19 protein-coding genes are annotated in these 19,227 nt (G+C 70.5%); 4 read left to right on the plus strand and 15 right to left on the minus strand.

Going from position 1 to position 19,227, the window contains the following annotated elements; all coding sequences use genetic code 11:
* From ASG59_RS09220 to ASG59_RS09240, 5 genes are all read right to left on the minus strand, one after another.
* Window positions 1-262, minus strand: a 262-nt coding sequence (locus ASG59_RS09220) for a helix-turn-helix domain-containing protein (RefSeq protein WP_156399193.1), incomplete at its 3' end; no start/stop codon positions are given.
* Between the two features lie 242 nt (window positions 263-504).
* Window positions 505-1,410, minus strand: coding sequence for a LysR family transcriptional regulator (locus ASG59_RS09225; protein WP_056408462.1), 906 nt, complete (start codon window positions 1,408-1,410; stop codon window positions 505-507).
* A 196-nt stretch (window positions 1,411-1,606) separates the two neighbouring features.
* Window positions 1,607-1,981, minus strand: a complete 375-nt coding sequence (locus tag ASG59_RS09230; protein ID WP_056408465.1) for a YciI family protein — start codon at window positions 1,979-1,981, stop codon at window positions 1,607-1,609.
* A 64-nt stretch (window positions 1,982-2,045) separates the two neighbouring features.
* The gene (locus ASG59_RS09235) at window positions 2,046-3,359 is read right to left on the minus strand and encodes an MFS transporter (RefSeq protein WP_056408468.1); all 1,314 of its coding nucleotides are present in this window, start codon (window positions 3,357-3,359) and stop codon (window positions 2,046-2,048) included.
* A gap of 248 nt (window positions 3,360-3,607) precedes the next feature.
* Complete coding sequence (locus ASG59_RS09240) at window positions 3,608-5,137, minus strand: hypothetical protein (protein ID WP_056408470.1); 1,530 nt, start codon at window positions 5,135-5,137, stop codon at window positions 3,608-3,610.
* Window positions 5,138-5,552: 415 nt separating this feature from the next.
* Here ASG59_RS09240 and ASG59_RS09245 point away from each other — a divergent pair, with 415 nt between their 5' ends.
* Window positions 5,553-5,750, plus strand: a complete 198-nt coding sequence (locus tag ASG59_RS09245; RefSeq protein WP_056408473.1) for a DUF2735 domain-containing protein — start codon at window positions 5,553-5,555, stop codon at window positions 5,748-5,750.
* A gap of 63 nt (window positions 5,751-5,813) precedes the next feature.
* Here ASG59_RS09245 and ASG59_RS09250 read toward each other — a convergent pair whose 3' ends face one another.
* The 7 genes from ASG59_RS09250 to ASG59_RS09280 form a co-directional block, all read right to left on the minus strand.
* Window positions 5,814-6,575 carry an NUDIX hydrolase gene (locus ASG59_RS09250; protein ID WP_055888270.1) on the minus strand — a complete coding sequence of 254 codons (762 nt, stop codon included), beginning with the start codon at window positions 6,573-6,575 and terminating at the stop codon, window positions 5,814-5,816.
* A complete protein-coding gene (locus ASG59_RS09255) occupies window positions 6,514-6,957 on the minus strand; it encodes a DUF983 domain-containing protein (RefSeq protein ID WP_082494652.1) in 444 nt (147 codons plus the stop codon). Before ASG59_RS09255 ends, ASG59_RS09250 begins: the two co-directional genes overlap by 62 nt.
* A 101-nt stretch (window positions 6,958-7,058) precedes the next feature.
* The gene (gene rnr, locus ASG59_RS09260) at window positions 7,059-9,368 is read right to left on the minus strand and encodes a ribonuclease R (RefSeq protein WP_056408474.1); all 2,310 of its coding nucleotides are present in this window, start codon (window positions 9,366-9,368) and stop codon (window positions 7,059-7,061) included.
* Window positions 9,369-9,492: 124 nt separating this feature from the next.
* Window positions 9,493-10,071, minus strand: coding sequence for an NAD(P)H-dependent oxidoreductase (locus ASG59_RS09265; protein ID WP_056408477.1), 579 nt, complete (start codon window positions 10,069-10,071; stop codon window positions 9,493-9,495).
* A 70-nt stretch (window positions 10,072-10,141) separates the two neighbouring features.
* Window positions 10,142-10,780: a VOC family protein gene (locus tag ASG59_RS09270; protein WP_056408479.1), complete on the minus strand. Its 639-nt coding sequence runs from the start codon at window positions 10,778-10,780 to the stop codon at window positions 10,142-10,144.
* A 271-nt stretch (window positions 10,781-11,051) separates the two neighbouring features.
* Window positions 11,052-12,464 (minus strand): type I glutamate--ammonia ligase, encoded by a 1,413-nt coding sequence (gene glnA, locus ASG59_RS09275; protein WP_055888261.1) that lies wholly within the window; start codon window positions 12,462-12,464, stop codon window positions 11,052-11,054.
* 273 nt (window positions 12,465-12,737) lie between these two features.
* Window positions 12,738-13,076: a P-II family nitrogen regulator gene (locus ASG59_RS09280; protein WP_055888259.1), complete on the minus strand. Its 339-nt coding sequence runs from the start codon at window positions 13,074-13,076 to the stop codon at window positions 12,738-12,740.
* A 204-nt stretch (window positions 13,077-13,280) separates the two neighbouring features.
* Between ASG59_RS09280 and ASG59_RS09285 the strand changes: the two genes are divergently transcribed.
* Entirely contained in the window at window positions 13,281-14,789 is a 1,509-nt protein-coding gene (locus tag ASG59_RS09285) for a bifunctional ADP-dependent NAD(P)H-hydrate dehydratase/NAD(P)H-hydrate epimerase (protein WP_056286416.1), read from the plus strand.
* A gap of 15 nt (window positions 14,790-14,804) precedes the next feature.
* Here the strand turns inward: ASG59_RS09285 and ASG59_RS09290 are convergent, their stop codons facing one another.
* From ASG59_RS09290 to ASG59_RS09300, 3 genes are read right to left on the minus strand one after another with little or no spacing between them, the layout of a single operon-like run.
* The gene (locus ASG59_RS09290; protein WP_055888255.1) at window positions 14,805-15,293 is read right to left on the minus strand and encodes a hypothetical protein; all 489 of its coding nucleotides are present in this window, start codon (window positions 15,291-15,293) and stop codon (window positions 14,805-14,807) included.
* Window positions 15,280-15,684, minus strand: coding sequence for a rod-binding protein (locus tag ASG59_RS09295; protein ID WP_056408482.1), 405 nt, complete (start codon window positions 15,682-15,684; stop codon window positions 15,280-15,282). The genes ASG59_RS09290 and ASG59_RS09295 overlap by 14 nt, the downstream gene beginning before the upstream one ends.
* Window positions 15,685-15,729: 45 nt before the next feature.
* Window positions 15,730-16,803, minus strand: coding sequence for a flagellar basal body P-ring protein FlgI (locus ASG59_RS09300; protein WP_056286497.1), 1,074 nt, complete (start codon window positions 16,801-16,803; stop codon window positions 15,730-15,732).
* Window positions 16,804-17,104: 301 nt separating this feature from the next.
* Between ASG59_RS09300 and ASG59_RS09305 the strand changes: the two genes are divergently transcribed.
* Both ASG59_RS09305 and ASG59_RS09310 read left to right on the plus strand, forming a co-directional pair.
* Entirely contained in the window at window positions 17,105-17,527 is a 423-nt protein-coding gene (locus tag ASG59_RS09305; protein WP_056408487.1) for a flagellar assembly protein FliX, read from the plus strand.
* Between the two features lie 323 nt (window positions 17,528-17,850).
* Window positions 17,851-19,224: an MBOAT family O-acyltransferase gene (locus ASG59_RS09310; RefSeq protein ID WP_056408490.1), complete on the plus strand. Its 1,374-nt coding sequence runs from the start codon at window positions 17,851-17,853 to the stop codon at window positions 19,222-19,224.
* Window positions 19,225-19,227 lie beyond the last annotated feature (3 nt).

Below are 19,227 nucleotides of genomic sequence, written 5' to 3' on the forward strand. Positions count from 1 at the left end.
CGATCAGCCCGTCCGGTCCATCGGCGTTGAAGGCCACGACCCAGTCGCGCACCGTCTGCAGCCCGACCCCGCCGATCTCGGCCGCCTCCGAGCGCAGACCACCCGCGGCGATCACCGACAGCGCCAACAGGCGGCGGGTCTGCGCCGGATCACGCGAACCCTTGGCCAGACCGCGCAAGGCCTCCGCATCGAAGTCTGATCGCAGCGGCACCGGAGCAGCCATCGCATCCTCCTCAGGCTCCAAACCCAAGGAAGGAATCACGACCGAGATGCCGACGCTACCCCGCGTGAGTCCTGCTCAGCGAGGCTTAGTATNAGCCATCGCATCCTCCTCAGGCTCCAAACCCAAGGAAGGAATCACGACCGAGATGCCGACGCTACCCCGCGTGAGTCCTGCTCAGCGAGGCTTAGTATTAGACCGGGCGACATCGGTCCGGGACGGGGTGGACATCGGCGGGTTCCGCCCTTGGGCCCCGCCGTCCGCGGGATCGGGCCGGTCGCGCATCAGTCTGCGGAATCGTGGATGTCGAAGGCGGCCTCGATGCGCCGGGCCACGAGGTGGGTCGGGCCGTCGAGATGCGCGCGCGACCGCTGCATCAGGCGGGCGGTCTGGGTGACGGCGCCGGCTTCGGTGAGCGGCATGAAGGCGAGGACGCCGCGGCGGATCTCGTCGCAGACGTCCGGCAGGTTGACGAAGGCGATGTGCGGCGCCGTCATCGCCAGGCGTTTCATCAATTCGATGGAATTGGTCTCTACCGCCGGCGTGAGGGCGAGCCCTGGCGGCACCAGGTCGTCGAGGACCTCGCGCAGGGTCATGGACGGGTCGGCGACCACCAGCGGATAGGCGAGGCAGTCCGCCAGCCGCAGGCGGTAGCGCCCGTTCAAGGGGTGCGTCGGCGCCATCACAGCCCCGAGGTGATGCTCGAAGGCGGCGATGCAGGTCAGGCGCGGATGCGACGGCAACCGGTAGGCCAGCGCCAGGTCCGCCTCGCCGGCCAGGAGTGCCGCGACGATGCCCTCGGCCGGCAGGACGAGCACCGTGACCACGATGTCGGGATGGATCTCGCGGAACTCGCGGATCACGCCGGCGAGCACCCCGGCGGCGAGGCCGGCCATGGTGGCGATCGTCACCCGGCCGCGGCTGAGCCCCTTGAGGGCGGCGGCCTGGGCCAGCGCCTGCTCGTGGCCGCGCAGGGTGTCGCGGACGTGGCGGATCAGGATCTCGCCGGTGGCAGTGAGGCGCAGGCCCCGCGGCATCCGCTCGAACAGCGGCGTGCCCATCTGCGCCTCGAGGGCGAGGATCTGACGGTTGATCGCGCTCGAGGCTACGTCGAGGCGCGCCGCCGCGGCGCGGATCGAGCCGCTGCGGGCGACCTCGTCGAGATAGCCCAGCAGGCGATGGTGCAGCATCGGGCCCCCGGTCGTGCATCGGCGCGTTCGCGGCCGCTCGGCCGCTCCGGCGATCCCCCCTTTGCACGGACCTTGCCATCTCTTTGGCCATCCCCCGGCCGGGCTATCGCCCGGCGCGGGCCTTCCGGCGGATCGGGCCGGAAGGATGTGTTTCACGTGAAATAAATCCTATCCGACGATGCTTCGTCCCGACGGATCAGGAGGCGGGATCGACGTCGAAATCCGAAGGCTCGAACAGCGGCCGGATCTCGATGACGCTGGGGCCAAGCATCGGGTTGGGGCACCGCTTCACCCATTCCACCGCCTGGTCCAGGTCGTCGACCTCCCACAGCCAGAAACCGGCGACGAGGTCGTGCGGCCCGGGGAACGGCCCGTCGACGACGGTGCGATCCGCCCCGTCGAACGCCACCCTCTTGCCCCTGGAGGTCGGGTGGAGGCCCTCCCCCGCCTTCAGGATGCCCGCCGCGATCAGGTCGGTGTTGTAGCGCCGCATCGCCTCGAGGAGGACGGGCGAGGGCATGACGCCAGCCTCGCTCTCGGTGGTCGCCTTGACCAGAACCATCACCCGCATTCCGCCCTCCCCGGCACGATCTCTCTTCGTCGCGCGGGGAGGATAGCACCGACCGGGCGAGGCCCTATTCCGCGGGCGTCGCCACCGGCCGTCGGCCGCCGTCCTTCGTACCCGGCGAGGTCGGCGGGGCGTAGCCGTAGGTCTCGGGCATCGCGACGAGGTAGAGCACGAAGCCCGCCGCGGCGATGCCCGCCAGCACCAGGAAGGCGGTGGAATAGCCCGCCGAGACGATGATGAGGCCGGCCAGCGTCGCCGAGAACGAGGCGCCGAGCCCCTGCGTGGTGGCGACCGCACCCTGCGAGACGTTGAAGCGCCCGGTGCCGCGGGTGAGGTCGGCGACCACGATGGGGAACAGCGCCCCGTAGATGCCGGCCCCGACCCCGTCGAGGAGCTGGACGCCGACGAGGTAGTAGGGGTTGTCCGAGACGGTATAGAGCGCGCCGCGCAGGGCGAGGACGCCGAACGCCACGAGGAAGATCGGCTTGCGCCCGATGGCGTCCGCCTTGGCGCCGACGAAGACGGCGACCGGCACCATCACGAATTGCGCCGCCACGATGCAGATGGAGATCAGCGATGTCGCGCTCTCCTTGCCGGCGAGCTTGGTCAGCAGTTGCCCGACCGAGGTCAGCATCGCCGCGTTGGAGAGGTGGAAGATCGCCGCCAGCACCGCGAACAGCATCAGGTAGCGGTTCTGCAGCAGGGCGCCGATGCCGGAGGCCTGCTCGTCCGATTGTCCGGCCTTCTCGTCGAGGCCGCGGGCGAGATCGTCGTCGATGGCGTCGGCCGGCACCATCAGCATCGCGCCGACGCTGAGGACCGCCAGCACCGCCATCAGCCAGAACACCACGATCGGCCCGAAGAAGTAGGCGGTCGAGCCGGCGATGGCCGCCGAGACTGCGTTGCCGGCGTGGTTGAAGCCCTCGTTGCGGCCGATGCGCTTGGCGAACATCTTCGGGCCGACGACGCCCAGCGTGATCGCGGCTAGCGCGGGCGGGAACACCGCCCCGGCGATGCCGGCCACCGATTGGGTGGCGGCCACCACGTAGAAGTTCGACACGAAGGGCAGTGTCAGGCAACTCGCCGTCACCGCCAGGGCGCCGGCGATGACGATGGCGCGCTTGTGGCTGCTGCGGTCGATCAGGGCGCCGGCCGGCGTCTGCGCGATGAGGCCGGCGATGCCGGCGATGGTCATGATCAGGCCCGTGGTCGCCTCGTTCCAGCCCTGGTCGGGGCCGCGCACGGCGATGAGGTAGATGGCCAGATAGGGGCCGAGGCCGTCGCGCACGTCGGCGAGGAAGAAGTTGAGGGCGTCGAGGCCGCGCAGGGACCGGGCCGAGGGCGTGCGGACGTGCTGATCGGAGGAAGGCTGTGCCGTCATCGGTGGTCCTGACGTGATCGGCCGTGGGGCGGGCCCGACGACGGCCCCGTCCGAAAGCGGGCTCTCGGAGCAGGCGTGGTCGGTGGGCCGGACCGGCGGTTCGGGAAGGCTGATGAACACCGAACGGACCGGCAGCCTGGGCCCAGTGTCGTTTCGACGTTCCGCAACCGCACCGCGAGCGCCTTGGTTCCCGCATCGAATCGTCGGTCGATACAATTCTTCGTCGAGGTCCGGATGAAGAGCCGGCTTCAACCGTACCCGCGGATGGGCCAGCGCGGGGCGCGACCGGAGCCGTCGATGAATTCGAACCGCTCGGACCGGTTGAGGGTGTGGAAGCGCTTGCCGCGCCAGCCGGGCCCGGCCCGGACGGTCGTCTCGACGGTCTGGCCGAATCCGTCGTCGTCGAGGCGGTCGATCCGGGCCAGCGCCAGGGCCTCGCCGTAACCGCGCCGTCCGTCCTGCACCGGGCGGATCAGGACGCCGTCGCGGGCGACGATGTGGCCGGCCGGGCGGGCCGAGGCGATGTCGATGAGCACCGGGTTGTGGGCATGCGCGGTCCAGGGCCCCCGGAAATCCGGGGCGGACCACAGATGCAGGGCGTCGGAATAGGAACCGCGCACCGGGCCGCCGTCGTGGTCGGCGTGGACGTCGCGCACGGTGGCGAACATCCACCAGCGCCCGGCGTGTTCGAGCAGGGTCACGTCGCCGGCGGTCAGGCCGGAGAGCAGGGTCGCCTCCTTCACCCAGCCGCCGGGAAAGGCGGTGGCGCGGTAGAGGTCGACGGTGCCGTTGGCCGAGCCCTCCGGGATCATCCAGACCTGCCCGTCGCGGGCGAACACGAACGGGTAGGAGAGGTGGTAGGGCTCGTCGAGGACCGGGACCGGCGTACCCACCGGACCGTTCTCGTCGAACGCCACCGCCGAGATGATCGCCTTGCCGCGGGCGTGCTCGTAATCCTCCACGAACAGCACCGTGCGGCCGCCGTGGTCGATGGCGAATGGGTCGGCGTAGAAGCGGTGGCCGTCGTCGGGCAGGTCGTGCCAGCCGGTCCCCGGCAGGGCCCTGAGGTCGACGAGGTCGGGCCCGGTCAGGTGACGCCAGCCGACGCGCCAGTGCGGCGCCCGGTAGCACAGGTGGTAGATCCGCCGCAGTACCGCCCAGGCCAGCATCCGCGTCGCGCGCCGGGCGAGGGCCGGCAGCCCGAGGTCGGGCGGCGGCGGCGGGGTGGGCACAACGGCCCCGCCCTGCGGCATGGCGGGCTCGTGCTGCGACACCGCCGCCACGATGAGCGTCGTGACGCGGGCGAGGGCGTCTTCGAAGGAGATCAGCGCGGCACCGATCGATTCGGTGCCGAGCCGGGCCGCGACGTGGGTGCGGCCGTCCTCCGCCAGCGTCGCCACCGGCATCCGTCCGTCGAGGAGGCAGGCGAGCAGGCCCTCTTCGCCGGCGACCCCGTCGAAGCGTAGCGTCCAGACCCGCGGGGCGGCGCCGGCGACGACATCGCCGCACAGGTCGATCACGAGGTCGGGCGTCGCGTCGCGCGGTGCCGGATAGGCCCTGAGCGCGTCCGGTGGCAGCGGGGCCGAAGGGCCGTTCGCCGGCACGCGCCCGATGAGCGCTTCGAGGCGGAACAGCAGGGCCGCGTTGTCCGGCAGGCCGCCGGGGCCGGGCGAGGCATCGAGGTCGAGCGCGATGCCGGGCAGCCGCATCAGACGCGTCATCAGCGTCGCGTGCCAGCGGCGCGGGGCGCGACCGTCGAGACGGAGTCTCAGATCCATGTCTGTCTCAAGTGCATGTCTGTCTCGAATGCATCTCTTGCACCGGCTCCGGGACGGCGAACCCGACCTTTCCCTACGCCCCCCGCCCTTGCGAAAGACTTGCGGCCGGAGCGATGACCACGCCGGACGAAGCCCTCGCTCCTCGAGGGTAAGGGACGATCTTTTTGCATCGCAATATCGATCTCGTCGCGTGTCTGCCGCTTTTTCTCGCATCGCTAAAAGGTGATGGAAATATGCGCATCGTTAAACTGTGATCAAACTCGCGCTCTACGGCCTGATTTAAAATACGGCATGCTCATAATGATCGCACTTATCGGAATAGATGGAAGTAAACCGTGCAATCGGAGTCAGAATTGGGCTATGATGACGTCATATCGAGCGCCATACGCTCCGGCGCCATAGAGAGACAGCACCGATGACGATCAGCAATACGCGCGAAACCGCCAAGATCTACGCCTTCGTGCCGCGGACGCGGGCAACCGGCTCGGTGCAGCCGTCCGGCCTCAAGCCCGGATCCGCCCAGGACGCCCAGCAGGTGCCGGTCTGCGACTTCAGCGGCAGCTGGTACCATGCGGCTGCGATCCAGGACGCGCCTCAGCCGCGCCGGTCCTGATCCGCGAGCCCGAACGGCGATCGAGCGCGTGGCGCAGCCTGCCGGCCCGCTGCCGGCCGCCCGTCAGAGGAGCACGCGCTGCCGCTGGCCCCGACGCTCGAAATAGAACGGGATCGGCAGATAGGGCGCGAAGCCGCCGGCGACCTGCGCTTCCAGGTCGCCGAGAATGACGTCGGTGATGCGCGGCAGGTCGAGCTTGCGCGCCTGGGACAGGTTCACCCAGACGAGTTCGACGAGTTCGGAGTCGGGTGTCACCACGCCGGGCGTCTCGCCCGCCACCGCCGTGCGGTCGATGGCGAAGAAGCGGGTGTCGAACCGGCGCGGCCGCCCCGGCGGGGTGATGGCCCGGGCGACGAGATGCATCGCCTCCAGGTCGGGCAGGACGCCGTTGTCCCGGAACGCCGCCCAGGGGCCGTCCGGTACGTCCTCGGGCGCGCCGTAGTCGCGGGTGCCCAGGAGCAGGCCCGTCTCCTCGTAGGTCTCGCGGATCGCCGCCAGGGCGAGGGATCGGCCGAGATGATGGGGCGGGCGCACCACCTGGGCCGTCAGGGCGGCCTCGGCCCTGGCCGAGAGCGCGCCGGCCACCGGCATGTGCCGGTCCCAAGTCTCGATACGCCCGCCGGGGAAGACGAATTTGCCCGGCATGAACGCGAGGCCGGCGTGCCTCCGGCCCATCAGCACCTTGGGCGTGCGGCCCTTGCGGTCCACGAGGATGAGGGTGGCGGCGTTGCGCGGCCGCGCGGCTGGCGGGCGCCCGCCCCGCTCAGGCGTGGCCGAGGCCGGGGGTTCTGTCGTCGCCGGGTCCGCGCCGGAAATCGGGTCCATGCTGCAGGTCCTCGGGCCGCACCGCCGCCTCGGCGCGGGGCAGCGGTAGCGTGGCGAAGCCATGCATGCCAAGCGCATATTGCAGGCCCACCACGGCGCCCTTCACCGGCTGCAGCAGCGCCATCGCCATGATCAGGGTGACGATGGGCCAGAAGCTCAGCTGGAACCACAAGGGCACGTCGTATTCGGTCTCCATCTTCAGGAGCGCGTAGCCGACGATGTGCCCGACGATGAAGATCACGATGTAGGGCGGCAGGTCGTCGGCCCGGTGGTGATGCATTTCCAGCCCGCAGGCCTCGCACTCGGGCCGCACCTTCAGGAAGCGGCCGAAGATCTTGCCCTCGCCGCAATGCGGGCACCGGCCGAGGAAGCCGGTCGCCATGGAGCGGACCAGTCCTTTTCTGACGGTCGGAGCGGTCGTCGCACTTGGCGTCGTCATATCGTCGTCCTGAACGGCCATGCGACGAGCTTACCCCGTTCGCCTCAGCGGCGCGAGCCGCGGTGGCGCGACCCGGTGTTGCGGATGCCGGCGGGCCGGCCGGGGACGCCGGCCCGGCGGACCGGCCGCGAGCCCGGCGCGGTGGCGCGCTTGTCCTCGCGGGCGCGACCCTCCGACAGCAGTTCGAAGCGCAGGGCACCGGCCACGGCGGCGGCCTCCACCAGCCTCACCTCGACGGGATCGCCCAGGCGATGGGTCTCCCCGCTGCGCTCGCCCACCAGGGCATGGCGCGATTCGTCGTGGCGGTAGTAATCGGCCCCGAGGGTCGAGATCGGCACGAAGCCGTCGGCTCCGGTGTCGTCGAGCTTGATGAAGAGCCCGGAGCGCGTGACCCCGGAGATCCGCCCGGTGAAGGTGGCCCCGACCTTGTCGGCGAGGTGGTGCGCGATCAGCCGGTCGATGGTCTCGCGCTCGGCCGCCATCGCCCGGCGCTCGGCCGCGGAGATCTGCTCGCCGATCTGGTCGAGGGCGCCGATCGTGACGTCGGACGACAGGCCGTCGCTCCCGAGCCGGCAGGCGGTGATCAGTGCGCGGTGGACGATGAGATCGGCGTAGCGCCGGATCGGCGAGGTGAAATGGGCGTAGCGGCGCAGGTTCAGCCCGAAGTGCCCGAGGTTCTGGCTCGCGTAGACCGCCTGCGCCTGGCTGCGCAGCACCACCTCGTTGATGAACAGCGCGTGCTCGGTCTCGGCCACCAGGCCGAGGATGCGGTTGAACAGGGCCGGGCGCAGGGCGCCTTCCTTGGGCAGCTTGATGCCGATGGAGGCCAGCACTTCGCCCAGAGCCCGCATCTTCTCCAGGGCCGGTTCGTCGTGGACGCGGTAGATCAGCGGTTGACGGGCCTGTTCCAGGGTCTCGGCGGCGGCGACGTTGGCGAGGATCATGAACTCCTCGATCAGCCGGTGGGCGTCGAGGCGGGCGGGCACCACGACGCGGTCGACGGCGCCGTCGGCGGTCAGCAGCACCTTGCGCTCGGGCAGGTCGAGGGCGAGCGGCCCCCTCGCCTCGCGGGCCTTCACGAGGGCCGCGTAGGCGCCCCAGAGCGGCCGCAGGGCGGTCTCGAGAAGCGGCGCCGTCGTGTCGTCGGGGTGCCCGTCGATGGCGGCCTGCGCCTGCGCGTAGGCGAGTTTGGCCGTCGAGCGCATCATCACGCGGTGGAAGGTATGGCGGCGCTTCACCCCGTCGGCGCCGATCACCATGCGCACCGCCAGCGCCGGGCGGTCCTCGCTCTGGCGCAGCGAGCAGAGGTCGTTGGAGATGCGCTCGGGCAGCATCGGCACCACCCGGTCGGGAAAATAGACCGAGTTGCCGCGCATCAGCGCCTCGCGGTCGAGCGCTCTGCCGGCGCGGACGTAGGCCGCCACATCGGCGATGGCGACGGTGACGACGAACCCCTGCGGATTGTCCGGGTCGTCGTCGGGCACCGCCATCACGGCGTCGTCGTGGTCCTTGGCGTCGGGCGGATCGATGGTCAGCAGCGGCCGGTCGCGCCAATCCTCGCGGCCCTTCAGGCCGGCGGCCTTCACCGCGTCGGCCTCCGCCAGGGTGTCGGCTGCGAACACGTGCGGGATGTGGTGGAGGTGGAGCGCGATCAGGCTCACCGCCTTCTCGGAGCCCAGCGACCCCAGGCGCTCGCGCACCCGCCCCTGCGGCAGGCCGAACCGGGTCTCGCGGGTGAGCGTGACGCTGACGAGGTCGCCGTCGCGCGCCGTGCCCTCCTCGCCGGCGGGGATCGCGATCTCGCGCCCCTGCGCCCGCTTCTCCACGGGCACGATGCGGCCGCCGTCCCGGCCGGTGCGGTAGACGCCGATGACGTCGGCCTTGTTCTTGCCGATGACCTTGACGATGCGGCCGGCGTAGCGGCCGCGGTCGCCCTCTTCCTGCTCGACGCGCAGGAGCGCGCGGTCGCCGATCCCCGGCGCCGGCCGTCCGGGCTTGCGGCCGCCGCGGGGGATCTCGACGCGGATCTTCGGGGGCGGGCCCTTGGCGTGGTCCCATTCGGCGGGCATCGCGACGAACTCGCCGTCGCGGTCGCGGCCGGTGATGTCGGCCAGCACCACCGGCGGCAGGCGCCCGGCGGGCGTGAGGCCGCCGCGCCCGCCCTCGACCTCGCCGTCCTCCTCGATCTCCTTGAGCAGCCGCTTCAGCTCGATCTTGGCCGCACCCTTGATGCCGAAGGCCTGGGCGATCTCGCGCTTGCCGACCTTTTCGGACGACCCGGCGATGAAGGCGAGCACCTGTTCGCGCGAGGGAAAGGCGGGCCCGTTCGGGTTGGGGTGGATGCGCTTGGCCAAGGATGGGGGCTCGCTGCGCCGGACGAGGCGCGCAAAGAATAAGTGAGCCGATGGGACACCATTCGACTCGTCCACGCAACATGGGAACGCTGGCCGTCCCGGGCAATGTCGACGCGGGCGCGTCTCAATACGGCGTCCCACCCGCACGCTTCTGCTTCAGTGCCTCGGCGTACCAGACCAGTTCGTCGAGAAAGCGCGCGGCCGCCCGGCCGAGCCACTCCTCCTTCGCCGCGCCGTCCGCGTCGAGGGCCTTGCCGATCCGCTGGATCGGCAGCAGCGAGGGGATGCTCGGGGTGCCGAGCTCGCACAGCATGGCGCGCAATTGCATCGCCGCCCGCACGCCGCCGTACTGGCCGGCCGAGTAGCAGCAGATCGCCGACGGTCGCCAGGCGTATTCCTCGAGGAAGTGGTCGAGGGTGTTGGACAGGGCCGGCGGAATGGAATGGTTGTACTCGGCCGAGACCACCAGGAAGGCATCCGAGCGCCGGTAGAGGACGGCGAGATCCTCCAGCACCCCGGGCGCCTCGCCCTTGGGGTACTCCTTGTACATCCGGTCGAGGAGCGGGAGCTGCAGCACGGCCGGGTCGACCAGCGGCGCCTCGTATCCGCGCGCCTCGAGCTGCGCGATCAGGAAGCGGGCGGCGCGCAGGCCCTGCCGGTCCGAGCGGACGGAGCCGAGGATGACGGGGATCGTGAGGGTCATGGGCGTCTCCCGAGATGGCGCGGCGAGCCTGGCGGATTTGCCCGGCCATCGCCCGTTTCCGCCCGCATCCTTACCACAGGGTCCGAAGACCGGCCGGCGTCGCGACGACGGCCTCGTAGCGCAGCTGCGGACCCGCCCGGATCGCGATCGGCGAGGCGAGGCCGAGGTCGCGATGCAGGCGTTCGACCTGTGCGGGGTCGGGGTGTTCGACGACGAAGGCGGACAGGCGGGCACCGGCGTCCGGCATGGCGGCGGCCGGGGAGCCGCGCGCGCCCCAGTCGATCAGGCAGGGCGCCAGCCCGTCGAGGGGAAGCGCACCGTCGTCCCTGACACCGAAGGACCAGACCCGGTCGCCCCGCGAGATACGCCGCGGGCGTCCCAGCAGGGGTGCCATCCGGTCCAGCACCGGTTCGAGATCCGACGTTCGCGCGACCCAGGTCCGGAGCCGGCGCCCGGCGTCCCAGTCGCGCCGGACCCAGTCCGCATCGTCGAGGCCGAACCAGCGCGGACGGTCCGGGCGGGCGGCCTGCGGATCGACCGCGATGACCTCGAGGAAGACGTCGTCGCCGAGGCGGAGCAGGTGATTGACCGTGCCCATCTCCGGGTGCCGGCCGCCGAAGGGCATGTCGAGGCCGAGGGCGTCGCGAACGTGCGCCACCCCCTCCCGCAGGGTCGGGGCGATGATCGTGAGATGGTCGAGATGGAGCATGCGGATGACCGGCCACGGGGCGGTTGCGGGCGACGGGGCGTCCCGCAGGACGATCTCCGGTCGTCCGACCGGCCGCTCATGGCGAGCGAGCGTCGACCCGGTTTACCGCCGCTTCCGGCGGCCCGCCACCCGGCCGGGTTCCTGCCGTCGCCGACCGGCCGCGAGCCGGGCCTGTCGCCGAACGCGAAGCGCCGGAGCCTCGTTGGAGGCCCCGGCGCCACGTCGCATCGTCGACGATCGCATCGGATCCGGGCGTCGCGCCCGGAACCGATTACTGCGAGTAATACATCATGAACTCGACCGGATGCGGGGTCATCTCGTAGCGCATCACTTCCGTCATCTTCAGCTCGATGAACGAATCGATGAAGTCGTCGTTGAAGACGCCGCCCGACTTGAGGAAGGTGCGGTCCTTGTCGAGGTTGGATAGGGCTTCACGCAAGCTGCCGCACACGGTGGGGATCTTCTTCAGTTCGCGCGGGGGCAGGTCGTAGAGGTCCTTGTCCATGGCCGCACCCGGATCGATCTTGTTCACGATCCCGTCGAGGCCGGCCATCAGCAGGGCCGCGAAGGCGAGGTAGGGGTTGGCCATCGGATCGGGGAAACGGACCTCGACGCGCTTGGCCTTGGGGTTGTTGGTCCACGGGATGCGGCAGGAGGCCGAGCGATTGCGGGCCGAATAGGCCAGCAGCACGGGCGCCTCGTAGCCGGGCACCAGGCGCTTGTAGGAGTTGGTGGAGGGGTTGGTGAAGGCGTTGAGCGCCTTGGCGTGGCGGATCGTGCCTCCGATGAACCACAGGCACTCCTGGCTCAGATCGGCGTATTTGTTGCCGGCGAAGACCGGCTTGCCGTCCTTCCAGATCGACTGGTGGACGTGCATCCCCGAGCCGTTGTCGCCGTAGACGGGCTTGGGCATGAAGGTCGCGGTCTTGCCGTAGCTCTGCGCGACGTTGTGGATGCAGTACTTGTAGATCTGCATGTGGTCGGCGAGCAGGGTCAGCGTGTCGAACTTCATGCCGAGCTCGTGCTGGGCGCTCGCCACCTCGTGGTGGTGCTTCTCCACGGTGACGCCCATGGACTGCATCGCCGCCAGCATCTCGCCGCGCATGTCCTGCGCCGAATCCTGCGGTGGCACCGGGAAGTAGCCGCCCTTGGTCTGGACGCGGTGGCCGAGGTTGCCGCCCTCGTAGTCGGTCATGCCGTTGATCGGCAGTTCGACCGAATCGAGCTTGAAGCCGGTGTTGTAGGGCTCGGCCGCGAACTTCACGTCGTCGAACACGAAGAACTCGGCCTCGGGGCCGACGTAGATGGTGTCGCCGATGCCGGTGGACTTGAGGTAGGCCTCGGCCTTCTTGGCGATGCTGCGCGGATCGCGCGAATAGGGCTCCCCGGTGCCGGGCTCGAGCACGTCGCAGACGATCGACATGGTGGAGGCCGAGAAGAATGGGTCCATGCAGGCGGTGGCCGGGTCGGGCATCAGCAGCATGTCGGATTCGTTGATCGCCTTCCAGCCGGCGATGGACGAGCCGTCGAACATCGTGCCTTCGGCAAAGATCTCGTCGTCGACGAGGGAGACGTCGAAGGTGACGTGCTGCCACTTGCCCCGCGGGTCGGTGAAACGGAAGTCGACGTATTTGACGTCGTTGTCCTTGATCTCTCTGAGGACGTCGGCAGCTTTCTTGGCCATTCCTTGAAGCCTCCTTGCTCGCTCGGCATTCAGCCGTGGTTATTTCACGGGCCGTTCGCACGCCCCGCGGTCGAGAGGTGTCGTGTACAGGAAAAGCGCCGACGCGGCGATGACGCCGAACGGACCTTTTCCGAGCACCGTTGGGATTTTCTCAAGCTCCGGCGGGCATTTCCGGGCGCCCGGGGCCCCGGGCCGGCAGGCGCGTTCTCGTATGACGGCGGCCCTTCGCGCAAGCCCCGGACGCGAACCGTGGCGCGGGACGGCGGCGGGCCGTCAGATCGCGTCGCCGCCGGTCTCGCCGGTGCGGATGCGGATCGCCTCTTCGATCGAGGAGACGAAGATCTTGCCGTCGCCGATGCGGCCGGTCTGGGCCGACTTGCGGATCGCCTCCACGGCGCCTTCCACCAGCGAATCCGCCAGCACGATCTCGAGCTTCACCTTGGGCAGGAAGTCGACCACGTATTCGGCGCCGCGATAGAGCTCGGTATGGCCCTTCTGGCGGCCGAAGCCCTTGGCCTCGATCACGGTGATGCCCTGCAGGCCGACCTCCTGAAGCGCCTCCTTCACCTCGTCGAGCTTGAAGGGCTTGATGATCGCTTCGATCTTCTTCATGCCGAACGGGCCTGACCTGCTTGTGACGGAACGGTATTTTCTAGCACCGAGACCCCGGGGGCGCCACGGCGTTGGCGACCGGAATTTTCCTAAAACCGCCCACCCTCTGTGCAAACGATGCAAATCGTTGCGGCAGCCGGCGACGCCGATCCCGTTTCGTGGGCAGAAGCGGGCGCCGGCGGGCAACATATCGGGAGAGGCTGGATGAGCGACGCGCACCTGATGACCGTGGCGGGGATGCGGGCGTGCGATGCCCATGCCATCGCCGGCGGCATCACCGGCTTCACCCTGATGCGCCATGCCGGCGGCGCGATCGCCGATCGCGCCCGCGCGCTCGTTCCCGACGGCCACCCGATCCTCGTCCTGTGCGGGCCCGGCAACAACGGCGGCGACGGTTTCGTGGCCGCGCAGGAGCTCGTCGAATCCGGCTACCGGGTCGCGCTGCACCTGCTCGGCACCGTCGAATCGCTCGCAGGCGACGCGGCGCTGGCCGCCGCCGCTTGGTCGGGCGGCGCCGATCCCCTGGAGGCGATGGGCGATCCGGCCGCCTACGGCCTCGTGGTCGATGCCCTCTTCGGTGCGGGCCTCGCCCGCGACGTCGAGGGTGTGGCCGCCTCCGCCATCGCTGCGGTGAACGCCTCCGGCGTCCCGGTCCTGTCCGTCGACGTGCCCAGCGGCGTCGACGGCGATACCGGGGCGGTGCGCGGCCTCGCCGTGCAGGCCACCGAGACCGTGACCTTCGTGGCCCTCAAGCCGGGCCACCTGCTCGAACCCGGCCGGTCCCTGTGCGGGACGGTCCATGTGGCCGCCATCGGCAGCGGGCGCGCCGCCCATGCCGAAGGGCTCGCCCGGTCGGGCCCGGCCATGGTCCGCAACGGGCCGGAGCTGTGGCTGGCGCACCTGCCGCGGCTGACGGCGTCGAGCCACAAGTACACCCGCGGCCATGCGGTGGTGCTGTCCGGCCCCGCCTATCGCACCGGGGCGGCGCGTCTGGCCGCCAGGGCGGCCCTTCGCGTCGGGGCCGGCCTCGTCACCCTCGCCTCGCCGACCTCGGCGCTGCCCGAGAACGCGGCCCACCTCACCGCGATCATGCTGCGCGCCAGCGACACGGCCGACGATCTCGACGACCTCCTCGTCGACGAGCGCCTCAACGTCGTCCTGGCGGGGCCAGGCCTCGGTATCGGCGAGGCCACCCGCGATCTCGTCGCGGTGGCGGCCGCCGTCGGGCGCGGCCTCGTCCTCGATGCCGATGCGCTCACGAGCTTCAAGGGACAGGCGGCCTTGCTGGGCGCCCATGTGGCCGACGGCGGCGGGACCGCCGTGCTTACCCCCCACGAGGGCGAGTTCGAGCGCCTGTTCGCCGACACCGACGCGCTCGAGGAGGGCCTGTCCAAGCTCGACCGGGCGCGCCGGGCGGCGGCCCTCGTCGGCGCCGTCGTGGTGCTGAAGGGGGCCGACACGGTGGTGGCCGCCCCCGACGGACGGGTGGCGATCAACGACCACGCCAGCGCGCATCTGGGCACCGCCGGCTCGGGCGACGTGCTCGGCGGCCTCGTCGCCGGGCTGCTGGCCCAGGGGATGCCGGCCTTCGAGGCGGCGGCCGCCGCCGTCTGGCTGCACGGCGACGCCGGGCTGCGGTTCGGGCCCGGCCTCATCGCCGAGGACCTGCCCGAGATGCTGCCGACGGTGCTGGCCGCCCTCGCGGGGGAATGACCCCTGAACGACCCGCTAAAGGTTGCGCGACAGCATCAGCGGCTGGCTGCGGGCGGCACCGGCGCGGCCGTAGGGCGAGGGCGCGTTCGACGGCATGCCGTAGACGGTGGCCACCCGCGACCGGCTCATCTCGGTGGCCAGGGTCTTGACGAGGCCCTCCGCCACCGAGCGGGCGGTGGCGAGCACGATCTGGTTGGTCTCGACCACCCCGGTGAAGCGCCGGTGCGCGGCCTTGAGGCCCTCGATCCCCTCGGGCGCGAAGCGTGCCAGCGCGATGGCGTTGGCTTTGGCCGCCTCGAGCCCCTGGAGGTAGGCGCCCATCAGCGCGGTCTTGCGCTCGACCGCGCCGAGGCCGTCGCGCAGGCGGCCCTGGCGGACCAGGGCGGTCTCGGCGTCGAGCACGGCTTCCAGCGCCTGGAGATCGGCCATCACCTGCGCCACCAGGGCGATGGCGCCCTGCCGGTCGCCGATCCGGACCGTGCGGGCGTCGTCAGGCTGCGCCACGGGAGGCCTCCTGCATGCGCATCATCTCGCGAAACACCTGGTCGCCGATGCCGACGCCGCCGCTCTTCACGATCTGGCCGGCGTATTCCTTGGTCAGCATCGAGCGGTAGACGCCGCCGCCGGTGCCGTTCTCGCCCAGCGGCCCGTCGGTACCCTCCGAGGCGGTGAGCTTGTCGAGGGTGTTCTCCAGGAACATCGTCTCGAACTCGGTGGCGGTCTTGCGCGCCTTGGCGGCGGCCTTTCCATCAAGGGCCGACTTGCCATCAAGGGCCGATTGCGATTCGGCGAGGCTTTTCGCCTTGCCGTTGCCGCTCAGGCCCGCGGCCAGGTCGCCGACGATGGCTTTGCCGACGCCGATGGCGGCCGAGACCGCGAAGGGGGCGAGGATCATGACGGTGACCTGCGGTGGACGGGAAAAGGGACGGTCGTCATCGGCTCACATCACCTCGATGTCGGCCTGGAGGGCGCCGGCGGTCTTGATCGCCTGAAGGATCGAGATGAGGTCGCGCGGGCCGATGCCCAGCGCGTTGAGGCCGTCCACCAGCTCGCGCAGGGTGACGCCCTCCTTGACCAGGGCGAGTTTGTTGCCGTCGCCGGTGTCGACCCGCACGCCGGTGCGCGGCACGACCACGGTCTGACCCTGGCTGAGGGGGGCCGGCTGGCTCACCTGCGGCTGCTCGGTGATGGTGACGGTGAGGTTGCCCTGCGCGATCGCCACCGTGGAGACGCGCACGTCGCGGCCCATCACGATGATGCCGGAGCGCTCGTCCACCACCACCCGCGCGGTCTGGTCGGGCTCGACCTTGAGCTGCTCGATCTCGGTGACGAGGCGGATCATGTTGCCGGTGTACTTGGCCGGGATCTGCAGGGTGACGGTGGCCGGGTCGGTGGGCTCGGCGGTGTCGGCGCCCATGAAGTCGTTGATGGCCGCCGCGATCCGCTTCGAGGTGGTGAAGTCGGGGTTGCGCAGGGACAGGCGCAGGGTGCGCATGTCGTTCATCTTGAACGCCATCTCGCGCTCGATCATGGCCCCGTTGGGCACGCGCCCGTTGGTGGGCACGCCGCGGGTGATCTTGGCCGCGTCCCCTTCCGCCGAGAACCCGGCGATGGCCACCGACCCTTGTGCCAGGGCATAGACCTCGCCGTCGGCGCCCAGCAGCGGCGTCACCAGCAGGGTGCCGCCCTGGAGCGACTTGGCGTCGCCCAGCGACGACACCGTGATGTCGATGCGGTTGCCCTGCGTGGCGAAGGGCGGCAGGCTCGCCGTTACCATCACCGCGGCGAGGTTCTGCGTGCGCATGGTGGCGCCGCGGGTGTTGACGCCGAGGCGCTCCAGCATCGACTGGAGGGACTGGCGGGTGAAGGGGATGTTGTTGAGGGTGTCGCCGGTGCCGTTGAGGCCGACGACGATGCCGTAGCCCACGAGCTGGTTCTGGCGCACCCCCTCGATCGAGGCGAGGTCCTTGACCCGCGACAGGGCGGAGGCGGAATCCGCCAGCCCCAGCAGCATGGCGAGTGCCAAGCCGAAGAAGCGGATGAGGGAACGGGACGTCGTGGTGGCCATGGTGCCTGACGCGGGTTGAGCGGGTCGCCCGGTCCAGTCTGCCAGGAGCATGCCAACCGCCGGGTTAATCCATCCCCTTGAAAGAGAACGATTTCTTCCGTCCGCTCCTTTCCCGGCGAAAGCAGGCCCCCTCGCCTTTCCTGCCGACCCGGCAGCTTCTGCCGGGTCGTTTACGACCGGTTAACCATGCCGCGCCGATGGTGACCCCCAGAGACGGGGCGTGCGCCCCGCGAGGACCGGCTGACCCATGCGTGTCGACACCCGCTTCGTCGCCCAGGCTGCGGGGCCCGCCGCGAACGGGCGCCGGCCGGAGGCCGCGGCCTTCGCCCTCGGCGGATCGCAGCCCGCGGCCCCCTCGGTGGGAACCCCGCCCGCGGCCTCGCTGGCCGGGCTCGACGCGATCCTCACCCTCCAGGGCCAGACCGAGACGCCGATGGAGCGCCGCCGCCGCTCGACCCGCCGCGGCCACGACCTCCTCGACGGCCTCGACCGCCTCAAGGCGGCGCTCCTGACGGGCCGGGTCTCGACCCGCGACCTCCAGGCCATCGCCGGCCGCCTCTCCGACCGGGCGGCCTCGAGCGGCGATCCCCGCCTCGACGGCCTCGTGGCCGACATCGAGCTGCGGGCGGCGGTGGAATTGGCCAAGCTGCAGATGGGGGGCGGGGTCTGATCCACGTTCCGGTTGATCGCTTGCGTGTCGGGCGAGAACTCCCACCCACTCACCTCATCCTGAGGCGCCCGCGGAAGCGGGCCTCGAAGGAGGCCTCCAGAGAGAGGTGCGGTCTCTGGAGAGCACCGACAAGCCAGCCGGAAGACCATCGAACCGCACAAGGATGACGGGTTCAAAGGCCGGCTCGATCGATCGTTCCGTGTCGCCCCGAGGACGAAGCCCTCGCCGGTTCGGTCTCCGCGCCGTTGACGCCCGGCCCGTGATCTTCGACAAGGCGCGCGATGCGAACCGGCGGCCGACCGGCGCGCCCGCCTTCGGCCCCGATGCTGTTCAACGCGTTTCCCTTTCTCCTCGCCTTCCTGCCGGCCGCGCTGATCCTGCACGGGCTCGCCGCCCGCTTCCGGCCCGAGTGGCGGCTTCCCGTCCTCCTCGTCCTCTCGTTCGTGTTCTACGGCTGGTGGGACGTGCGGTTCGTGCCGCTGCTGGCCGGCTCGATCGGCGTGAACTGGCTCGTGGCGCGGCTCTTTCTGCGGAGCGGCGCGGGATGGCTGATCGCGCTCGCCATCGGGGCCAACCTCGTCGTCCTGGCGTCGTTCAAGTACCTGAACTTCTTCGCCGGTCTGGCGAACCTCGTCCCGGGCGTGGCGCTGCCGCAGGCCGATCTCCTCCTTCCGCTGGGGATCTCGTTCTTCACCTTCCACCACGTGATGTACCTGGTGGACCTGCGCGCCGGCCGGGCGCCGCCCTACGGCCTCGTGCGCTACGCCCTCTATATCGCCTTCTTCCCGCAGGTGCTGGCCGGCCCCCTCGTGCGCTGGCGCGAGATCATGCACCAGTTCGACGAGGCGCCCTATGCGCGCCCCGACGCCGCCGAACGGTTCGGGCGCGGCATCCTGCTCCTCTGCGTCGGCCTCTCGAAGAAGGTCTTCCTGGGCGATCCCCTGGGCGCCGTGGTCAACCCGGTGTTCCAGGCCGCCGCCGCGGGGCAGGCCGTCACCATGGCCGAGGCCTGGCAGGCGGCGCTCGGCTTCACCTTCCAGATCTACTTCGATTTTTCCGGCTACACCGACATGGCGCTGGGAATCGCGCTCCTGTTCGGCATCGTGCTGCCGCAGAACTTCGATGCCCCCTACCGCGCTGCCTCGCTGCAGGATTTCTGGCGGCGCTGGCACATGACCCTGTCGCGGTTCCTGCGCGACTACCTCTACATCCCGCTCGGCGGCAACCGGTATGGCCTCGCCGTGCAGTTCGGCGCCCTGTTCGCCACGATGACGCTGGGCGGCCTCTGGCACGGGGCCGGCCTCACCTTCGTCGCCTGGGGCGCCGCCCACGGCATCGGGCTCGGCGTGGCCCTGCTCTGGCGCCGGGCCGGGCTGCTGATGCCGGCGCTGCTCGGCTGGGCGCTCACCTTCCTCTTCGTCGTGGTCACCTGGGTGTTGTTTCGCGCCACCAGCTTCGAGGCGGTGGCGGCGATCTACAGGGGGATGGTGGGTCTCGCCCCGCAGGGCTCGGGCTTTCGCTGGCGAACCCTGGTCCTGGCCGCGGCGGTGGCCATGCTCGGCCCCACCGCCTGGGTCGCGGTGCAGCGGGTCCAGCCCTCCCGCCTCGCCGCGATCCTGAGCGCGCTGCTGTTCGTGGTCCTCCTCCTGAAGATCGGGGACGATGCGAACTACGACTTCATCTATTTCCAGTTCTGAGCG

Origin of the sequence: Methylobacterium sp. Leaf466 (assembly GCF_001425565.1) — a bacterium.
GTDB lineage: Bacteria > Pseudomonadota > Alphaproteobacteria > Rhizobiales > Beijerinckiaceae > Methylobacterium.